Below are 18631 nucleotides of genomic sequence, written 5' to 3'. Positions count from 1 at the left end.
TTTGGGAGTTGCGAGGAAACATGAAACGCGTTTCTGGTATTGTGAGTGCCCTTATTTTGGCGGCGAGCATGAGCCTGATTGCCATGGATCATGCCGACGCCCGCAGGAGCGGCAGCTTCGGCAGCCGTGGCACGCGGACCTTCCAGGCGCCGGCGCCGACGCAGACGGCTCCCACGACGGCGCCGATCGAGCGTTCGATGTCGCCGCGCACGCAGACGAACAACCCCGCCGCGATGAACCAGCCTGCGGCCGCCAACGCCCAGCGCCCCGGCGGCATGTTCGGCGGCGGCTTCGCCGGATCGATGATGCGCGGCCTTCTGATCGGCGGTGTGATCGGCCTGCTGCTGGGTCACGGCTTCGGCGGCCTTGCCGGCATGCTCGGCCTGATCCTGCAGATCGGTCTCGCGATGATCGTTGCCACCTTGATCATGCGCTGGCTTGCCAATCGCCAGTCGCGTCCGGCCGAAGCCTCCGCGCGTTCGCCGCAGCCGGCAACGGCGACGGGACCCCAGCATTCCGCCTACGAGTACAACGGTGCCGGCTCGTCCGCTCCGATGGGCTCGGGCTTCGCCTCCGAGGCGCAGGTCGAACAGGCCGATCTCGACCGCTTCGAGCAAATGCTGAACGAGGTGCAGTCCGCCTATAGCCGCGAGGACTATGCCGCGCTGCGCAGCCGCACGACGCCGGAGGTCATGTCGTACATGGCCGAGGAGCTCGGACAGAACGCGACGTCTGGCGTCCGCAACGAGGTCTCGGACATCAAGCTCCTGCAGGGCGATGTGTCGGAGACCTGGCGTGAAGGCGACGATCAGTACGCCACGGTGGCCATGCGCTATGAAAGCCGGGATGTCATGCGCGACCGCACGACCAACGACGTCGTCTCGGGCGACATGGATTTGACCGAAGCGACCGAGCTCTGGACGTTCGTGCGCTCGCGCAATTCCGACTGGAAACTGTCTGCGATCCAGGAAGTCTGATCGCACTATTGATAAGGCCGGGGGACTTGCGCGCCCCCGGCCTATGATCCCAATATCGTCGCGCTCAGCTCGCAACGGTGTGCCGATGGATCACGCTCAGACGCAGCTTACGCTTTTCATGGATGAGCCGCCGGCGCTCGAACCGGCCAATGACACCGGGGTCGTCGCGCCGTGGGAGGCGCTCGACATGGTGCTGAGCCAGCCCGATCCGGGATGGCAACTCGTCGCCCCTCGAATGGAAATGCACGTCCGCCGTCGGGACGGCATCGAGCACACCCTGATCATCGCGGTGCCGCGCTCGCTTTAGCGAGCCGGTAGCTTGTTGAGGATGAAGCGGTCGATGGCCGCGGCAACGCCGTCCTCGTCGTTCGACGCCGTAACGTAATTGGCCGCCTGCCTGACGGCGTCCGGCGCCTGCCCCATCGCGATCGAAAGCCCCGCCCTCGCGAACATCGGCAGGTCGTTGGCCATGTCGCCGATCACCGCGACTTCCGAAAGCGGCACTCCGGCCGCCTTGGCCAGCGCGACGACGCCGTCGCCCTTGTTGGCCGGAACCGCGGTGACGTCCAGGAAGTAGGCCTGCGACCGGGCGGCCGTGGCTCGCGCGCCGACCAGCGCCTTCACCTTTTCCTCGACCGCCTTCAGCAAATCGTGGTCGTCGCTGACGCCGACGATCTTGTCGACGTCCTTGGTCAGCGATGTGAGGTCGAATCCCAAGGTCGGCTGCACGCTCGCCGACAGGATCTCCCGTGGGACATGAGGATTGCCGGTGGAGCGCGCATACCAGAGCCCGTGCGCGAAAAGCCAGGGCTCGACACCGGCCTCGTCCAGCGCGGCCACCACCATCGAAACCACCTCCGGCTCAAGCCTCACCGCGAACTGAACCGCTCCGTCCCTCGAGAAGATCGTCCCGCCGTTGAAAGCCCCGAGCGGCCGCTCGATCTCGAGCTCGTCGGCGATCCACTGGATGCCGCTCGGCGGCCTGGCGCTGATGAGGGTGGCGCTGATGCCCGCCTCGCGCAGCCGGCGGAAGCCGGCGATGTTCACATCTGACAGGCTCTTGTCGTAATGGACGAGCGTGCCATCGACGTCGGAGATGAGAAGGCGGATGGGCGGTGCGGCTGACATCGTTCCAGCCTAGGACATTGATGTGACGCGCGCGACTACCCCATCGTTGGATGCCGATCGATCAATTTGAGCTGGATCGCAACCTTGAAGGCGTTCACGATCTCCCGTGCGACTACTGGCGTACCGCAACGAACGGAATCGTCAGCAATCCGCGCAAGCTCTGGCGGCCCGCCGGACAAGGGAGAACGAAAGAATGGCAAAACGCTTTCTGAAAGCCATGCAGGCGCCCGTCCTTGGCGCGATGATCCTATCGAGCGCAGCGCTGGGCTTGCCCGCGGCTGCATTCGCCGCGCCGATCAGCCAGACACGGATCGACATCTCGACGATTACTCCGACCGACCTGACGCGCGCACAGCACGTCGTTCGCCGTCCCGTCAGGCGACCGCCCGTCGTGGTCCGTCCCGGCCGTCCAGGTGTCGGCCGCCCGGTCGTCGTAGCGCCGCGCCGCTGGGCGCGTCCGGGCCATTACCGCTGGCGTCCTGGCGGAGCCATCGCCGCCGGAGCTGCGCTTGGCTTCGTGGCCGCCTCGGCCGCCTATTGGTCGCGCCCACCGGCGCCCGGAATGTGCTGGTACTATACGAGCCCGAGCCGCCGCAGCGGCTTCTGGGACTACTGCCCGTAGGACTTGGCCTCGACGGCCTCTTCGAAAGCCCCGCCCTTCCGGCGGGGTTTTCAGTTCGCGAGCACACCGCCGAGCGCGATCATGCTCAGGGTCACGCCCATCGAATAGGCGATCAGGATCGACAGCGGCGCCGCATATTCCGCTTTGACGCCGCGCACGAGGAAGACGAGCAGGACCGGCAGCCAGTCGAGCGCATAGCGCTGCGCGCTGTACTGGGAGAATCCGTTGGAGTGGTAGAACAAAGTCAGTCCGAGGATCACGCCGACCGTCGCGATCCCGAACAGGAAGGCCCGGTTCCAACGCGCGAGGAATGCGAGCAGCAGGACAGGCGTCACCAGGAAGAGCGAGGCGCCGTTGACGTCGAAGCCGGACAGTTCCGTCATATATCGCCCGGCGAACTCCACGTGCGGGCCGGCGATGAACATGTAGATGGCATTGAACAGCAGGTACTGGCTCGAGAAGATGCCGAGTTCCTGCACCCGCAGCCGCAGGAACAAGGCGGCGTCGCCTGCCTCGTTCAGCGCGGCTGGGAAAATGTACGAATAGCCGGTCTCGAGCGGCGAGCCGAAGCGGGCGTAGTTGTAGGCGAAGTAGACGCAGAGCGCCAAAACGGGCGCCACGGCCAAGGCAAATGCCCGCCTGATCGCCGCCCAGTCGATCCTGAACAGCGGCGTCTTCTCATCGAGCAGCAGCACATAGAGGAACGGCAAATAGAGGATCGTCATCTGGCGGCAGAGGAATGCCAGCCCGATGAAGAGGCCGGCCAGAAGTGCGTTCCGCCGGAACAGCGCGCTATAGATCGCGGCGGTCGCGAACAGGAAACCCCAGACCTGCGCGAAGAACCAGACATGGTCGCCTCGCAGCGCGACGAAGGCGAGCGGCGTCGCGAATAGGATCGCCAGCACCGTCAGGATCGATAGATCGCGCGAGCCAGTCTCGCGCGCGGCGATCCGCCACCACATCCATCCCGTCGCGGCGAATGCCGCCAGCACGAGCGGCATGAAGAAGTGGAAGCCGGCGCCGAACAAAGCCACGAACGGCAGCGCGATCACACCCGGCAGCGGCGGGAAGATGATGTAGGTGCGGCCCTCGACGTTCGCGCAATCGGCGTCGAAGCAATGGTCGGCGTCGAAGCGGCCGTTCAGCCAGCCCTCGGCGAGCAGCGCATAGGAATTGCTCTGCGGCGCTTCGCGTAGGACCGCCAGGGCGAAAACCGCGACAAATGCCAGGACGAGACCCGCAAGCGCCCCTGAGATCACCACCCGACGAGCCGTCACTGAAGTCTCCATTGAGCGCCGACAGCGTCGAAGTAGCCGAGGCGGGTGAAGGACGCCTAAACGGCGGCTGCGCGGCGCGCTCCACGGAAGGTCAGGAGCTTGTGGCCGAAGAAATTGACCACCGCTCCGACGCCGATGGCAAAGCCATGCGCCAGCCCCTCGCGCATGAATTCCGGCCAGGTGCTGCCGGACTGCAGACCGAGGAAAAGATCGGTCAGAACGAGGACGACCACCGCGCCGACGAGATTGACCCCGAGGAAGGTCAGGCTCTGTTCGAGCAGCGTTCGCGACGATCCCGGAAAGACGTATGTGCGGTAGAGCGTGAAGCCGACGCCCATTCCGATCATGTAGGCGACGAGCACGGCCGCCGGAAACGGCATGACCAGCGACAGCGGAAACCGGACGATCCAGTTGACCGCCGCCGCGAAACCGCCGAGCAGCAGGAAGCGGAACACCTGGTTCGCCATCAGCGCGGTGATCCGGCTTTTCATCACAGCGTCCAGCCCAGCACGAACGCTCCCGCCATCAGGCCGCCCAGGCCGAGGCTGATCGGATCGCGGATCGCGAACGCCACCGGATCGTCGTTCAACTGCTCGCGATGGCACAGCAGCCAGATGCGCGACACCCACATGAACAGGGCCGCTGGGAACACCCAGAGGAACAGCGGCTGACGATAGAATTCGGCGTTGTAGACGTCGTTCATGATGTAGAGGACCATGATCGTGATCGCTGCCATTGCGGTCGATACGCCCATCGCCACCACCATTCCCGCGTCCGATCCGAGATAGCCGCGCCCGCTGACCGAGGAGCGGCCATTGGCGACGCTCTTCTGGATCTCGGTCTGGCGCTTGGCGAAGGACAGCGAGGTGAACAGGAACATCGAGAAGACGAGCAGCCACGGCGACGGCACCGCAGAAACGGCCGCGATGCCGATGCCGAGACGTAGCGTGAACAGCGCCGCCAAGGTGAAGGCGTCGACGATAGGCTGGCGCTTCAGGTAGAATGAATAGGCCAGCGTGGTGACCATATACGCCGCGACCAGGCCGAACGTGGCCAGCCCCAGCGAGGCCGCCGCGACAAGTCCTCCGCCGATCAGCACCGCCGCCGCCGGAACGCCGTGCTTGATCCGAAGCGCCCCCGAGGCGAGCGGCCGGTTGCGCTTGGTCCAGTGGATGCGGTCGTCGCGGAGATCGAACAGATCGTTCAGCAGATAGGTGCCGGACGCCATCATCGAGATCGCGGCGAAAGCGACCAGAGCCTGCGCCAGGGCCAGCGGATCGGTCGCGAGGCCGGACAGGACGAGCGGCACGAAGACCAATGCGTTCTTTGCCCATTGATGGGCGCGGACAGCCCTGAGCCATCCACGTACGCCGAGCCGAGGACGAATGAACTCGGCCTCAACCGGCTTTCCCAGCGCACGTGCCTTGCGTGTCGTATCGTACGAGGCGCCGGCCAGAACGATGGATTGCGACACCGCCCAGACGTCGAGGTCGGACCGGCTATCGCCGGCATAGGCGAAGCCATCCGGAAAGCGCTCGACGAGCACAGCGGCCTTGTTCACGCCCTTCAGATTGCTGATGCCATCGCTGGCGATGACGAAATCGACGAAATCGAACCGACGACCCAACCGTTTGGCCAGAAGCTCGTCGGCCGCGGTGGCGAGGCCGACCTTGCGGCCGTTCGCATGCGCGTCCCGCGCATAGGCGACCAGATCCTCGTTGAGAGGCAGGTTCTCGACGTCGAGCGGCACACTCTCGCTGAGCTTGCGCTTGAGGACGGCCTTCCCCTGGAACAGCCATCCGACGAGATTGAAGATGCGAAGCGGGTTGGCCTTCAGGCAGGCGATCGCCGTCTCATGCAGCATGTCCGTGCGCAAAAGCGCGTCGTCGACATCGAGCACGAGCGGGACGGCCGCCTCGGATCCGGAGATCTGCGAACGGTCTTCGACCCGGACACGCGGCAAAGCACCCATGATTTCAGTTCCCTCGCCGTTCGCAAACCGCACGGGCGCAGCAAACTGAAATCAGAAAACACTCAAATACGCGATAAACTTCACGAATTATGGTTATTACTGAAAATAACCATGTCAGTTTTTAGCTATTGTTAACCGAATGATCTCGGGATCCGAGATCAACTACTTGAGCGGACACTGGCGGCTCAGTCCTCCCTCTTCCGGAGCTGCACGTCTCAGTAATGGTGGGAACCAGCCGGCTGGCGATTGCAGACCCCGTTTCCCCGCGCTAATTTGAATGCAAAATTCATAATTCACTTAGCGGAGGAAGAGGATGGCCGGTTACGATACGATGATCTTCGGAGCGTCCTACGGGTCGCTTCTTGCGACGAAGCTGGCGATGGCGGGCCACAACGTGACCCTCGTCTGCGTCCCGAGCGAGGCCGAGATCATCAATTCCGAGGGCACGAAAGTCCGCATGCCGGTTCGCGGTTCCTCGAAACAGGTCGAGATTTCCTCGCTGGGCCTCCCCGGACGCATCTCCGCGGCCACGCCCTCGGACGTGAACCCAGCCGACTTCGATCTTGTCGGCCTGGCAATGCAGGAGCCGCAATATCGTGCGCCCGGCGTCCGCGAGCTTCTCGATGCGGCGGCGCGCGCGAAGGTGCCGTGCATGTCGATCATGAACATGCCGCCTTTGCCCTATCTCAAGCGCATCAAGACCCTCGACCACCACAGGCTGATGCACTGCTTCACCGACCCGACCGTGTGGGAACATTTCGATCCCGCGCTCGTCACTTTGTGCAGCCCCGATCCGCAGGGTTTCCGGCCGCCCGAGGAAAAGCCGAACGTGCTGCAGGTCACCCTGCCGACCAACTTCAAGGTCGCCCGCTTCGATTCCGACGAACACACCGCGATGCTGAGACGGATGCAGGACGACATCGAGGCCATTCGCTACGAGACCGAGGACGGTCCCGTCGAGCTGCCGGTGAAGCTGAAGCTGCATGATTCCATCTTCGTGCCTCTCGCGAAGTGGGCGATGCTGCTGACCGGCAATTACCGCTGTGTGCAGCCCCAGGAGGCCCGCTCGATCCGCGACGCCGTGCATTCGGACATCGGGGAATCGCGCGAGATCTATGAATGGGTGCAGAAGGTCTGCATCGGCCTCGGCGCCTCGCCGGACGACATGGTGCCGTTCGAGAAATACGCGAACGCCGCCCTCGGCCTGCTGAAGCCGTCGTCCGCCGCGCGCGCTCTGTTCGCCGGCGCGCCCAACATCGAGCGCGTCGACCGTCTGGTCCAGGCAGCGGGCGAACGCCTCGGCATGCGCCACCCCTCGATCGACCGGACCGTCGCCCTCGTTGACGACCGCCTGGCGATGAACCGCCAGAAGGCGGCTTAGTCGCTCTCCCGAACATGCATCGCCAGAGGCCGGGTTTAGTGAACCGACTTCGCTTGACTTGACCTCGGCGGCGCACCTATATCGCGCGGACGTGGCGGGGTAGCTCAGCTGGTTAGAGCAGCGGAATCATAATCCGCGTGTCGGGGGTTCGAGTCCCTCCCTCGCTACCACATCTCTTCTAAGTCGTTGATCCGGAAGAAAACCCTTGAAAATCAAGGGGTGCTTGGCTGCGGCCGGTACAATTTCCTGGTACAAAAAAGACATGGAAGACGACGTGGCCAAGCTTCGATATCTCGACCGATCCGGGGGCCAACTTCGCCTTCGACGAGCCATTCCAAAACATCTTCAAGAGCTCGCCGGCGCCAAGAATTTCGTCCAACGCCTGAACGGCTGCTCGGCTGCTGAGCTCAAGAGAGCAGCTCATCGATTTGCTGCCGAAACTGATGAAGCCTTGCGAGTTCTGGGCGCTAAAATGTTGACGGCGCAAACTGCTGAACCGCTTCCTCGTTCTAGCCCTATTTCCCTGTCCTCCTCGCAGGCTGAAGCCATCGCTGCGACGTTCAAGCAGGATCTCATCAGGCAGGAAGTTGCCAGCGGGTGGTCCACCGAAACCAACGATGAGGCCGACCAGGACCGACACCCGGTTTTTGAGGCTTACATGGACAAGGTTTACGCGGCCCAGGAAGTGGCTAGCGGCCGGACGACTATCCAACCACTGGCAGCCGACTTGCTCGTCCAGCACGGGATTGCCGATCCATCGCTGGGCCGAGAGACCGATGGCAGCTATCCAATCAGGCGGCGTCGACGGCGGGTGGTGCCGTCGTGGCTCCAGGCTGAGCCGAACTTTTTATACCTGTGCCGGCTGTTGGAGGGCGTCCAACTACAGCTCGCAGAGTTGAGGTATCAAGCTCTTAAGAACGGCACGATCGTCCTGCCAGAAGCACCTCGAAACGAGGTCAGCACGTCCGCGCAAAGGTCCAACAGGACCGTAGGCGAGCTTCTCGTGGCCTATATCGACCGGAAGCAGAATGCTGTTAGTGCCTCGCGGATGGCTCAGTTCCGGCTCGTGACACGTGCCATGCAAGAGGAATGGGGCGAACACAAAACCTTAAGCGAGATTACGCGCGAGGACTGCAAGGAGCTCATTAATCTCATCGCGCGGACGCCGCCTTATGTCAGTCAGCACTACCGTGGAAAAACCCTTCGCCAAGCTGCCGATGCCTATCTAGCGACGAACGGTCGGAGCGCTGAACGCCAAGAAGAGGCTGGAAATCAACTGGCCGTGCTTGTCGATATGTTCGAGCTGGCAAAGCGTGAAGAATGGGTCGAACGGAACGTCGCAATCACGATTGAGCCGCCATCGGCGCGACGACAAAAAGTGCATGAAGCCCATGAGCGATCTGCACAGCCGTTCACCATCGATGAGTTGCAGCGCATCTTCGCATCATCGCTATACGCGAAGTGGTCTGAGCTTCCGAAAACTCGGGATCACTTCTCAAGTCGAGATCACTCGTTCTGGGCGCCCTTGATCGCGCTTTGGACCGGAGCCAGGCAGAACGAAATATTGCAACTGGAACGGGGGGATGTTCGTCGGGCCGGTGAAGTGCCGTACCTTCAAATCACCGATGAGACTGAGATCGAGTACGACCCAGAGCAGTTCGACAAACGGATCAAGGCAAGAAATTCGCTGCGAGCCATTCCGATCCATCCCGAGCTAGTACGGCTTGGTTTCTTGGACTGGGCGAGCACTCGGAACCCTGGCAGGCTCTTTCCCGAGGCCTCCAAGGGCAACAGCGATAAACCTTCTGATATCTATTCGAAGCGCTTCAAAAGAGTGCTTGAGCAGGCTGGGGTCTGGGTGCCTCGCCGCAAGGTTTTTCATAGCTTCCGGGATACATTCAACGACGCCCTGCGTCGGGCTCACGTCGGGCAGGAATTAAGAGAAGCGATTTGCGGCTGGAAGTCGCAGCGATCCATGGACAGTCGATATGGCGAGGGTCATCTTGTGAGACACCTCTACGAGGCATGCGCAAAGGTTGAATTTCCGGGCCTCGATCTAACCCATCTGCGGCCTTGACGACCAACACCATTGCAACTCGCTGCAAGACTACAGTGATCCCATCTCCAGCTAGACCTAATCTGGAATAGCAACTGTCGATTTGATCCTTCCCCCAAGCAGCTGCACATCAGTTGTCGTGCAGACGTTCGTTTAACCCGACGGCTCTATAGATCGACAAAGGGTCCGATCTCGTCAAGGCACATAGACAGTCAACTCGATGAGGCAACCGACACGCCGCGTCCCTCTTCCTCGTCGTGCAACACGTTTCATCGCGCGACCGCAACACGGTTGGTTCGACCGCATCAAGCTTCGCCTGTACCCCTTCGAGATCCGCGGACAGCTATCGCCCGGCGAACTGCGGACGCTGCGCGGCCGTATTCGCGCCTCCAGCCTCCTCAGATCTCGGCACGCGGACGAGCTAGACTGCACGGTTGGCGGAACATCGTGGCTGCTGTCCGGGCAGCTCAAGCGGGTTGGCAACCGTGTTCGCCTCGACCTTGAGTTCAATCCCACTCGAGTGCTGGCCGCGAGAGCCGGCACCATTTTCCGAGGGGAAGAAGGCTGGCGCGCCGCCTTTACTCGCCGACCCGACGTTTCTGCTTCGATCTCGTACGAAACGATGGACGCGGCGGATAACTTCGTGCGTGACGAAGACACCCGCCTGCTCCTGAACTTTGACTGGTCCAGATGGACCTCACAGGCGGTTCGGCATGTCGTAGAAATTATCGCCGAAGACCTAGGTGTCTCTCCCGAGCATCCTAGGCGTCTGATGCTGAGCTCGAATTGGGATTGGAAGCTCCGCCAAATCGAGACGTATTGGGAGTTCGACGTTCCAAATGCCGTGGCTTCCGCCCGAGAACTCGCTCGGATATTCCGCGAGAACGCCTCTCAATGGTCGGTTACCTTTCACGATGTCAGTAGGGTCGGCGAGCGGGCACAGGTATCGGAACAGGGAATAGGCAATGCGTGGTCATCCACCATCGCCTTGGGCGCGACCGGCACGTCACTAGTAGCTTATGCGAAGTCGTTCACCCGGCTGCGGCTGGAGGTCCGCCATCTGCGGCCACCGCGCCGAATATATCAGCTGCCGGAAAGTTCGTTGTCCAGTTCGGACGTGGCTTCGTTGGAACGGATGCTAGCCTTCGTGCAGCAAAGATCGGCCGAGCGCTTGACCAGGTTTCTCGCAACCATAGAGGCGCCTTTCGCCATGCGAACGGACACCTCTCTCGCAGACTTAGCCACGCTACTCGGGATCATTGCCGAGCATCGGTTCAGGGAAAGAGAGATTTCCGAATTGCTGACCGTGCTGATCGCGCAGGGCCGCGTTGTCAGTAACGTCGGCCACCGGCTCAGACCGCTGGTCGATCTCCTGGTTGCTGCCGAAGTTCTCCGGCTAGGTAGAGGTACCCACAGACCCGGAACTTTTGTTCTGATTTCGCCATACCGTGAGGCACTCGGGCGCTTAGCGGCGAGAAGCGCTCCCTGAGTGCTAAAGCACTCAGTCTATGTGCGCGAAAACATGCGGTGTTCTCGGCAAGAATGTTCGAGTTACCGGGTGCCTGACCTGTCTGAAATGATAGGTTTTGACAATTTCGCCTTAAGCGCTTTCACCCGACGATTGCAACATGTTGCAATGAGCGAAGTCGCAGCAGTGGCTAACTTACTGGATCTGACGAAATCCCTCTCTCAGCGATGAAGGTCCTCACTTCACCGATGAAGCTCTCAATTGCTGTGACCCAGCCCGAAAGCCTATTCGCCACCATCTCAATCCGGGGCGCTTTTCCGCCGACACGTATGGTCCAAATGCCGCTCGACATCCTCTCTTTGTCGACCTGCATTCCCCATTCTTTCGCGAGAACTTCGACGTATCTCTGCGCGATGGAAAGCGAAGGCGATGTCCAACTCGTTGCATCGGTCCATATTTGCCCATCTTGCATGATGTAGCCCAAATTTATCGACTTCCCCTCGGGCGGATCCCAGCGAAGTACCAAGGATTTTCTGAATTCCGGTCGCACGCCCAACGGCTCCAGCTCAGCCAGAAATGTCTTCAGCAGAGCCGGCAGATCCGCTCCTCTCTTGGCAATCGCATCAAAAAACTGTTCTTCCGTTATCCCGCTTGTTTTGTGCGATTGCAGTGACGGTACCGGAAGCACCTCAAGGCCATTCGCTTCGGAGAAGCGAACGATGCCCCGCTCGATCATTGTCGTCTTAGCTAATGTGCGCGGGACAACCAGCCGGCCATACGCCGGCACGAGGTAGACCGCGAGCTCTATCAAGGCGAACGTAAAGTGAAATCCGGCGTGCGATTGCAATACCTCAACTAAGCGCTCCGTCTCCGCGCGGATACCGTCGCCGATCAGAAGGAGAACTATACGACCGCGGCGGAGGTTGTGGCTGACAGCATCAACAAACGCGGCTTCTGAGGGCGCATCAGGCAAGTTCGCGATACGCGAGTAGAGATCGTCGGGATCGCCAGTTGCCTTTGCTATCGCCGCCTGGAATTCAATGTACCCCATCCCAAATAGGCAGCTCGCGTAATCCAGCGCCTGCGCGACCACTTCTCGTCGCGCTTGCGGGTTACGCCAGAGTTTCGTCTCCGCGAGCACTAGATCCCCGTTCACGGTCATAAATAGGATATCTATGTTGCCGTGCGCCGTGGGCAGCTCTTTGCAGATCGAAAGTAATTCTGGAAAGCCCGGCTCTATCTCGTGCATAGGAATGCAAGCGGGGTGCTCAAAGATGAGGTTTTGAAGCCACTCTTCTCGGAACTGCCCATCTGACCCCGTGAGTTCCTCGCGCTGCAGTAGCTGCGCAGTCTCTCCGATCAAAACCGGTCGCCCCTTCGTAATCATTATTCGCTCCCCGTGAAGTGGGCACCTGAATGCCACTTACCCCGATTTGTCCATTGGGCATGCTCCATCGGACGCGTCCAAACTTAGGCTCGATAGCGTCCATTAGAATTGATTTTGATTTTTGGACGCGCTAGTATCTAGAGCCCGGACCTCAATGGACACTCCAACATGCTCGTAGGATACGGAAGGACATCGACCTCCGAACAGGAAGCAGGCCTCGCGGCCCAGACCCGAGATCTGGTTGCCGCCGGATGCGAAGAGATCTTCGCCGAGCGAGTTTCATCAGTGGGGAAACGAAGCGAGTTGGAGAAGGCCCTCTCGTTCGTTCGCAAGGGCGACACACTTGTCGTGACCAAGGTTGACCGGCTGGCACGGAGCACAACCGGCCTGTGGTCCATTGTTGAGGGCCTAAAGAAGCGAGGTGTCGGACTTCGCGTCCTGAACCTGGGCGGCGATGTGGTCGACACCACGTCGGCGACAGGGCAATTGATCCTCACGATCTTCGCAGGCTTCGCACAATTTGAGAGGGAGATGATGCTGGAGCGCCAACGCGAGGGCATTGAGAAGGCGCGCGCTGAAGGAAAATACCGCGGTCGCAAACCCACTGCCCGCGCGAAATCAGCAGAGGTGATACGGCAGCATGAACAGGGCAGATCACCAACAGAGATCGCGAACTCGGTCGGCATTGGTCGAGCCTCGGTTTACCGGATAATCGAGGCCCATTCTGCGCCGCCGCCATCGCCCGCACCTTAGCACGCGCATATAAAAGCAACGCAGCCTTGGGGCGTATGCCGACTTAGTATCAGATGCTTTATACCCGCCATCGTAGGTTATCAAACCTCCGAAAAATCAGGTACCGGTTACAGACCGCAGGTCGTTTGGGGGGAGCGATGAAACGGTTGGTACTTGTCTCAATTCTTACGGGGGTCGTTCCAGTCAACGCCGGCTTTTTAGATGGCAATAAACTGCACGAATTTTGCCGACAAGAAGACCCGTGGGGCGGAGGTTGGGTCGCCGGTTTTCACGACGGCTACCACCGGGCAGCTCGGGAGCGCGGATATTGCGCGCCCGCTGACGTGACCATCAGACAGATGTTCGATGTGCTCTGTGGATACCTCAAGGAAAATGCCGGCACTCGGCACAGGCCCGCGAGCGAGTTGGCAACGGAAGCTTTTACCGAGGCGTTCCCCTGTTCGAAACTTAGGTGATAAGGGATACCTGTTGAGCTGCTCGGGTGCTCCAGCAGCGAGCGCAGCTGACCAAACGGTTCGACGGCAGTCCATCCATATTCAGTGAACGGTCGCAGCTTCTTTGACCCGCTCTAGCGTCTCCGGTTCGGGCTCCAAAATGTCCAAAGCCGGTAAGGCGCGTACGATTTTCCTAGTCTCAAGGCTGACGGTGATGATCCGGCGGAAGAGCTCGAAGGGATAGGCCGGGTCGCCAACCGTCTCGATTGCGTAGCGATTGGCGTCATTAACTATGCCGCTGGCCGGATCGGTCTTCACGCATTGACGTTCCATCACCCATTCGAGCGCCGGTTTGCCGTTGACGACATAGTCGTATGCTTCCGGCGGAATGCCCGAGATGGTGATGCGTGGATTGTAGATGACCGTGGTCTTGTCGAGGTTTGGACGCTTACCCGCGAACTTCATCTTCTCGACGCGATAATAAGCAACGGCATCGGCGATGTTAGCGAGACGGAGATCGCCTTCTTTGATCGTCACCGGGAAGGGCTCGACGCTCTCGAAGTTGACGTGCAGATCGCCGAGTTTCCGACCTGCGTCGACGAAGGCCCAGAAATCCTCGGCGCGCTTTATCAGCGGGATGCGCGGCAACTGCTTCGAGAGGTTGTCGGCGTAGCGCTCCCGATACTCCTCCGAATGCAGCAGGCCATAGACGTAGTAGAACACATCGTCCTTGGAGATCGTCTCGTCGGGATAGGCGTCGGTGAATTGCTTTAGGCCTTCGTCCGTGATCGCGTCGCGGCGGACGAACCGCCCCGCTGGCGCGCTCTCCAAGAGTTCGCCTTGCGGCTGGTTAGTATTCGGCTCATCGGCGAGGCCGTACAGGTAACGCGGGAAGCACTGCGTCCCGCTTTTCGCGGCGACCACCGACAGGTCGAATATGGTGCTACCCATCAGCGCAGAGAAAGGCGTCACGTTCCCCGGACCGGGGACACTGATGAAGAGATTGTCCACCGCGGGCGATCCCAACGGGAAAATGCGCGGCATCTGATAAACGCGTTCATTGAAATCCCGTGAATAGTAGAGGAATGCTTTCGTGAAAGGCCTATAGACGATTGAATCAATACAGCCATCATCGAATGTGAAACGTTTTCGAGTTACCACGCTCTGCTTGAGATTGTGGGTCCAGCTGATCTTCGATGCATCGCCAGCAATAAATCCATCTACGGCGGCAGCCCGAGCTTGGCGGGCAGCATACTGGTGCACCGCGTCAAATCGATTAGCTTCAGAATTGTATGTTTCTATCATGCGCTGCATGTTGTCTGCCAACGCCGCCCGGCTTGGATTGATCGCCCACGCATCCCTGTTGGTTCCAACACCCAGCGAGAAGCCTTCAAAGAGCGCCGAACGCCCAGATTGCCGCTCACCTATGGCCAAGAACGCCTCGAACGCGGCATCTCGCTGCTTTAGCCAGTCTCCATGCTCATCGGGAGTAATCGACTGCCATCGCTGGGCTGCTGAAATTCCAGCCAGACTGCCGAAACGCTCAACTATTGCGAGCTTTTTCTCACGGCTGAGATAGTCACCAATGTCGTGGAAGCGGATCGCGCCCCGCTCGGTAGCCATGGGGTTCTTCACCAGAATGGCAATGCCAACTGGGGCCCGGCTACCTTGACCGAAGACCTTGCCGCCCTCCTGACGAGAGCGCTCTCCAGACGTGCGCTGATTGCCACGAAGGTGGAACAAGTAGAGACTGGAAAACTCTTCTGCCAAGCACTTACGCAAACCGTCTGCTGTGTTGGCGTCAAGCCAACCCGCATTGGTGACAAAGCCGACCACGCCTCTATCGCTAATGCGGTCGCTCGCCCAACGTATTGCCCTGATATAGCTGTCGTAAAGAACGCGCTTGCTCTTGGCGTTGCTGCGCTTGGCATAAGTTTCCTCGATACGCCCGTCCAATCGGGGATAAGAAAGGTTCGCGGCATTGTCATTCGCATCACTCTGTCCAACCGAATAGGGCGGATTGCCGATGATGACGCGGATGTCGAGATCCTTCTGGCGCGTCCGGCGGTTCGAGTTGGCATCTAGCATGCCGCTGACGAGGTCGCGTTCCTGCTCGTAGAGCTGAAAGGTGTCGGTGAGGCAGATGCCGGGGAAGGGCTCGTATTCCCCGCCCGCCTGCTCGTGATAGACGGCCTCGATATTGATCGCCGCGATGTAGTAGGCCAGCAATACGAGTTCGTTGGCGTGGATTTCGTGCCGGTACTTGTGCGCCATCTGCTCTGGCTTGATCAGCCCGGATTGCAGTAGCCGCGTGATGAAGGTGCCGGTCCCGACGAAGGGGTCGATGATGTGGACACCTTCGCTGCCGAGGGTTTGGCCAAACTCGGCTTGCAGCACCTCGTCCACCGACTTGATGATGAAGTCCACGACCTCGACCGGGGTGTAGACGATGCCGAGTCGATCCGCGAGCTTGGGGAATGCCGCTTTGAAGAATTTGTCGTAAAGCTCGACGACGATCTTCTGCTTTGCGGTTGCATCTTCGATGTCCTGCGCCCGCATCTTCACGCTGGCATAGAACTTGTTGAGGTTTTCCGCTTCCTTCTCCAGATTTTGTCGGTCCAGCACTTCGATCACGCTCTGAAGCGCCTTCGAGACCGGGTTGTTCAGGGCGAAGCTGTAACCCTCGAACAAGGCCTCGAACACCGGTCGGGTGATGAGGTGCTGAGCCAGCATCTCGATGGCCTCGTCCTCGGAGATGCTGTCGTTCAGATCATCTCGGATTTCGGCGAGGAAGGCCTCGAAGGCCTGCTTCTCCTCCGACCCAGCCGCATGCACCGCTGCGCGGATGCGGGTAACATGGACCTCGGCGATGCGGGCGACATCCTTCGCCCAGTCTTCCCAATAGGAGCGGGTGCCACACCGTTTGACGATGCGCGCCATGATCGCTTTGGCGAATTCATCGAACTGAAAGCCAAGCTGCGTGCCGTCACCGGCTAGCCCTGAGCGGTCGTCGCCCGGCTCGCTTCCGTCCCCTCCTCCCGATCCCAAATTCAGCCCGTTGTTCGTCCCTTGCGACCGAACCGGAAGTTGATTGGTTACAGCTACGATCTCGATCCGATCGCCGGGATCAACGCCGAGGTCGATCTTGTTGATGGTGGCGTCCAGACGATCATCGTGGGCCCGCAAGGCATTGAGGATTTGCCAGACGACTCGATACCGTTCGTTGTCGTTTAGTGCTTCTTCCGGGGCCTTATCGGCTGGCACCCCAACCGGGAGGATGACGTAACCCATCTTCTTGCCTTCGGCACGGCGCATCACACGGCCGACCGACTGCACCACATCAATCTGCGATTTTCTTGGATGCAGGAACAGGATTGCGTCGAGCGCCGGAACGTCGACGCCTTCCGAGAGGCAGCGGGCATTGGTCAGGATACGGCAGGTCGCGTCACCAGCATTTCCGTCCTTCAGCCACGCGAGCCGCTCGTTTCGGGCATGGGCACTAAAGCCGCCATCGACGTGCTTGATCTCGACATCCAGCGGCGGAATCGTTCCGGCGACTTCCTCATCCAGCGTGGCGCGCCATTCCTTGGCGACACGGGCGAACTCCGCGTCGACCAACTTGGAACGCTTGATGTCCTTGGCGAAGGCGAGCGCTCGACGCATCGGGCCGGTATCACCCGCTACATCCGGCTTCAAATCGGCCTTTGTCAGTGCCTTGTAACAACCAATGATCTTGGTCGCATCGTCGAGCTTTAATTCGCTGTTCTCGTCGGCCAACAGCCGCTGGACACCTGCGCTGACGGCCTCCTCATCGACCGCCAGCACGATGACTTTGTAGTCGGTCAGAAGGCCGTTCTGGACCGCCCATGAGAAGTTACGGGTGAACAGCGTTTCGCCGAACAGCTTCGGGTCATCCATGGAGCAGAGAACCGCACCGACATCGTCAGCGGTCTTGCGCACGCCGTCGCCGAAGATGCGCGGCGTCGCGGTCATGTAGAGCCGTTTCTTGGCCTTGATGTAATCACCGTCGTGCACTCGGACGAAGTTGCTCTCCTCCTCGCCCTCCAGCGTCACGCCAGTCGTGCGGTGAGCCTCATCGCAGATGATGAGATCGAACTCTGGTAAGCCGAACGAGGCTTGGGCGGCGGCTACGGCTCGAATGGACTGGTAGGTCGAGAAGACGACCGTAATATGCTCGGGAGCGGCGGAGGTCGCTTTCGCGGCGATAGTCGCCTCATGGGTCGTGGCCGGGATTTCGAGGTCATGGACGTCGATATCCGCGACATCACCGTCAGCGGCCTTGCGCACGCCAACCTGACTGTCGGAGCAAACAGCGAAGGATCGCAATGGGATCGTGCTGTCGATCGACCATTCGCGGATGGTCTGGGACATCAAAGATAGAGAAGGCACGAGGAAAAGAACCCGACCGCCCTTACCGGCCAAGGCTTCCGAAATGATGAGACCGGTATAGGTTTTGCCGGTGCCGCAAGCCATGATGAGCTTGCCCCGGTCCGCCCTCGCCAGTCCCTCCTTCACGGCTGCCAGAGCCTCGACCTGATGCGGGCGCGGCTTTTTGCCGGCGACCAGCTTCACGGTCGCGGTGGCGACGAAGGCTTCCCAATCGATACCGCTGTCTTCGAGGTCAGAGAGACCAACGCGGGTGGTTTCCACGATCTGATCGCGGAGCGCTTCTTCTGCGTGCTCACTCCATTGCACGCCGGTCGTATCGACGATCATCCGGCGTGTGAAAGGCCGCTTGCCCGACGCCGTGAAGAAGCTGTCGATGTCTGCCTTCTGGATGCGGTAGCCTTCCCGGTAAAATTTGCACTGGATCGCGCACCAGCAACCGGGGCTGTCGTTAAGTTCGGCGACGAGATCGATACCTGTGTCGCGCTGATCGAAACAATTGGCCTTCGCCCACTCACCGAAAGTCAGTACGCGACTGAACTGAGGCTTCTGAGTAGGAGCGTTCTCCAACCACACCTTGGTCAGGCGTTCGAAGTACGTTCCCTTCTCACGTTCTGACGATGATCCGGAACGATATTTTTCCAGGAGCGCGCGTAAGCTCAAGGACCCCCTCCCCAGCAAATCAGCGCGCATGTTAGCGACGCCTCGTGCCATGTGACACTCAGCGTTTGGATTTCCAACCCCTTTCAGCAGCTACCGCGGCTCACCG

The 18631-nt window shown here is 60.4% G+C and carries 14 protein-coding genes and 1 tRNA gene; 9 read left to right on the top strand and 6 right to left on the bottom strand.

Annotated features, from left to right (window positions below; translation table 11 throughout):
- Positions 1–68 precede the first annotated feature (68 nt).
- Both ACFPFW_RS00875 and ACFPFW_RS00870 read left to right on the top strand, forming a co-directional pair.
- A complete protein-coding gene (locus ACFPFW_RS00875) occupies positions 69–977 on the top strand; it encodes a Tim44 domain-containing protein (RefSeq protein ID WP_379769017.1) in 909 nt (302 codons plus the stop codon).
- Positions 978–1062: 85 nt separating this feature from the next.
- A complete protein-coding gene (locus ACFPFW_RS00870) occupies positions 1063–1284 on the top strand; it encodes a hypothetical protein (protein ID WP_114955345.1) in 222 nt (73 codons plus the stop codon).
- Here the strand turns inward: ACFPFW_RS00870 and ACFPFW_RS00865 are convergent.
- Positions 1281–2105, bottom strand: a complete 825-nt coding sequence (locus tag ACFPFW_RS00865; RefSeq protein ID WP_114955344.1) for a Cof-type HAD-IIB family hydrolase — start codon at positions 2103–2105, stop codon at positions 1281–1283. The two genes, ACFPFW_RS00870 and ACFPFW_RS00865, sit on opposite strands and share 4 nt — an antisense overlap.
- A 193-nt stretch (positions 2106–2298) precedes the next feature.
- Here ACFPFW_RS00865 and ACFPFW_RS00860 point away from each other — a divergent pair, with 193 nt between their 5' ends.
- The gene (locus tag ACFPFW_RS00860; protein ID WP_379769014.1) at positions 2299–2727 is read left to right on the top strand and encodes a hypothetical protein; all 429 of its coding nucleotides are present in this window, start codon (positions 2299–2301) and stop codon (positions 2725–2727) included.
- A 50-nt stretch (positions 2728–2777) separates the two neighbouring features.
- On the opposite strand, the gene ACFPFW_RS00855 is transcribed toward ACFPFW_RS00860, so the two are convergent.
- Genes ACFPFW_RS00855 through ACFPFW_RS00845 form a run of 3 tightly spaced genes read right to left on the bottom strand, consistent with a single transcriptional unit; the run spans position 2778 to position 5976 of the window.
- On the bottom strand, positions 2778–4004 hold the full coding sequence (locus ACFPFW_RS00855; protein ID WP_379769011.1) for a hypothetical protein: 1227 nt from the start codon (positions 4002–4004) through the stop codon (positions 2778–2780).
- Positions 4005–4060: 56 nt separating this feature from the next.
- Entirely contained in the window at positions 4061–4495 is a 435-nt protein-coding gene (locus ACFPFW_RS00850) for a GtrA family protein (protein WP_379769008.1), read from the bottom strand.
- A complete protein-coding gene (locus ACFPFW_RS00845) occupies positions 4495–5976 on the bottom strand; it encodes a UbiA family prenyltransferase (RefSeq protein ID WP_114955342.1) in 1482 nt (493 codons plus the stop codon). The genes ACFPFW_RS00850 and ACFPFW_RS00845 overlap by 1 nt, the downstream gene beginning before the upstream one ends.
- Before the next feature lie 313 nt (positions 5977–6289).
- Here ACFPFW_RS00845 and ACFPFW_RS00840 point away from each other — a divergent pair, with 313 nt between their 5' ends.
- The 4 genes from ACFPFW_RS00840 (at position 6290) to ACFPFW_RS00825 (ending at position 10902) form a co-directional block, all read left to right on the top strand.
- Complete coding sequence (locus ACFPFW_RS00840; protein WP_114955341.1) at positions 6290–7357, top strand: ketopantoate reductase family protein; 1068 nt, start codon at positions 6290–6292, stop codon at positions 7355–7357.
- A 93-nt stretch (positions 7358–7450) separates the two neighbouring features.
- Positions 7451–7527 (top strand) — tRNA-Met (locus ACFPFW_RS00835).
- Positions 7528–7562: 35 nt separating this feature from the next.
- On the top strand, positions 7563–9434 hold the full coding sequence (locus ACFPFW_RS00830; RefSeq protein WP_114955340.1) for a site-specific integrase: 1872 nt from the start codon (positions 7563–7565) through the stop codon (positions 9432–9434).
- A 199-nt stretch (positions 9435–9633) separates the two neighbouring features.
- Positions 9634–10902 carry a hypothetical protein gene (locus ACFPFW_RS00825; RefSeq protein ID WP_162799561.1) on the top strand — a complete coding sequence of 423 codons (1269 nt, stop codon included), beginning with the start codon at positions 9634–9636 and terminating at the stop codon, positions 10900–10902.
- Positions 10903–11071: 169 nt separating this feature from the next.
- On the opposite strand, the gene ACFPFW_RS00820 is transcribed toward ACFPFW_RS00825, so the two are convergent.
- Positions 11072–12268, bottom strand: a complete 1197-nt coding sequence (locus ACFPFW_RS00820) for a PDDEXK family nuclease (protein ID WP_114955338.1) — start codon at positions 12266–12268, stop codon at positions 11072–11074.
- A gap of 168 nt (positions 12269–12436) precedes the next feature.
- Here ACFPFW_RS00820 and ACFPFW_RS00815 point away from each other — a divergent pair, with 168 nt between their 5' ends.
- Positions 12437–13021: a recombinase family protein gene (locus tag ACFPFW_RS00815; protein ID WP_114955337.1), complete on the top strand. Its 585-nt coding sequence runs from the start codon at positions 12437–12439 to the stop codon at positions 13019–13021.
- Positions 13022–13074: 53 nt separating this feature from the next.
- Positions 13075–13476: a Rap1a/Tai family immunity protein gene (locus tag ACFPFW_RS00810; RefSeq protein WP_379769001.1), complete on the top strand. Its 402-nt coding sequence runs from the start codon at positions 13075–13077 to the stop codon at positions 13474–13476.
- Positions 13477–13557: 81 nt separating this feature from the next.
- Here the strand turns inward: ACFPFW_RS00810 and ACFPFW_RS00805 are convergent, their stop codons facing one another.
- Positions 13558–18525 (bottom strand): DEAD/DEAH box helicase, encoded by a 4968-nt coding sequence (locus ACFPFW_RS00805; protein WP_379768998.1) that lies wholly within the window; start codon positions 18523–18525, stop codon positions 13558–13560.
- Positions 18526–18631 lie beyond the last annotated feature (106 nt).

It is taken from the genome of Flaviflagellibacter deserti, from assembly GCF_042652085.1.
GTDB lineage: Bacteria > Pseudomonadota > Alphaproteobacteria > Rhizobiales > Methylopilaceae > Flaviflagellibacter > Flaviflagellibacter deserti.
The sequence above is the reverse complement of the archived record's forward strand: the minus strand, read 5'-3'. Positions and strand labels throughout refer to the sequence as shown.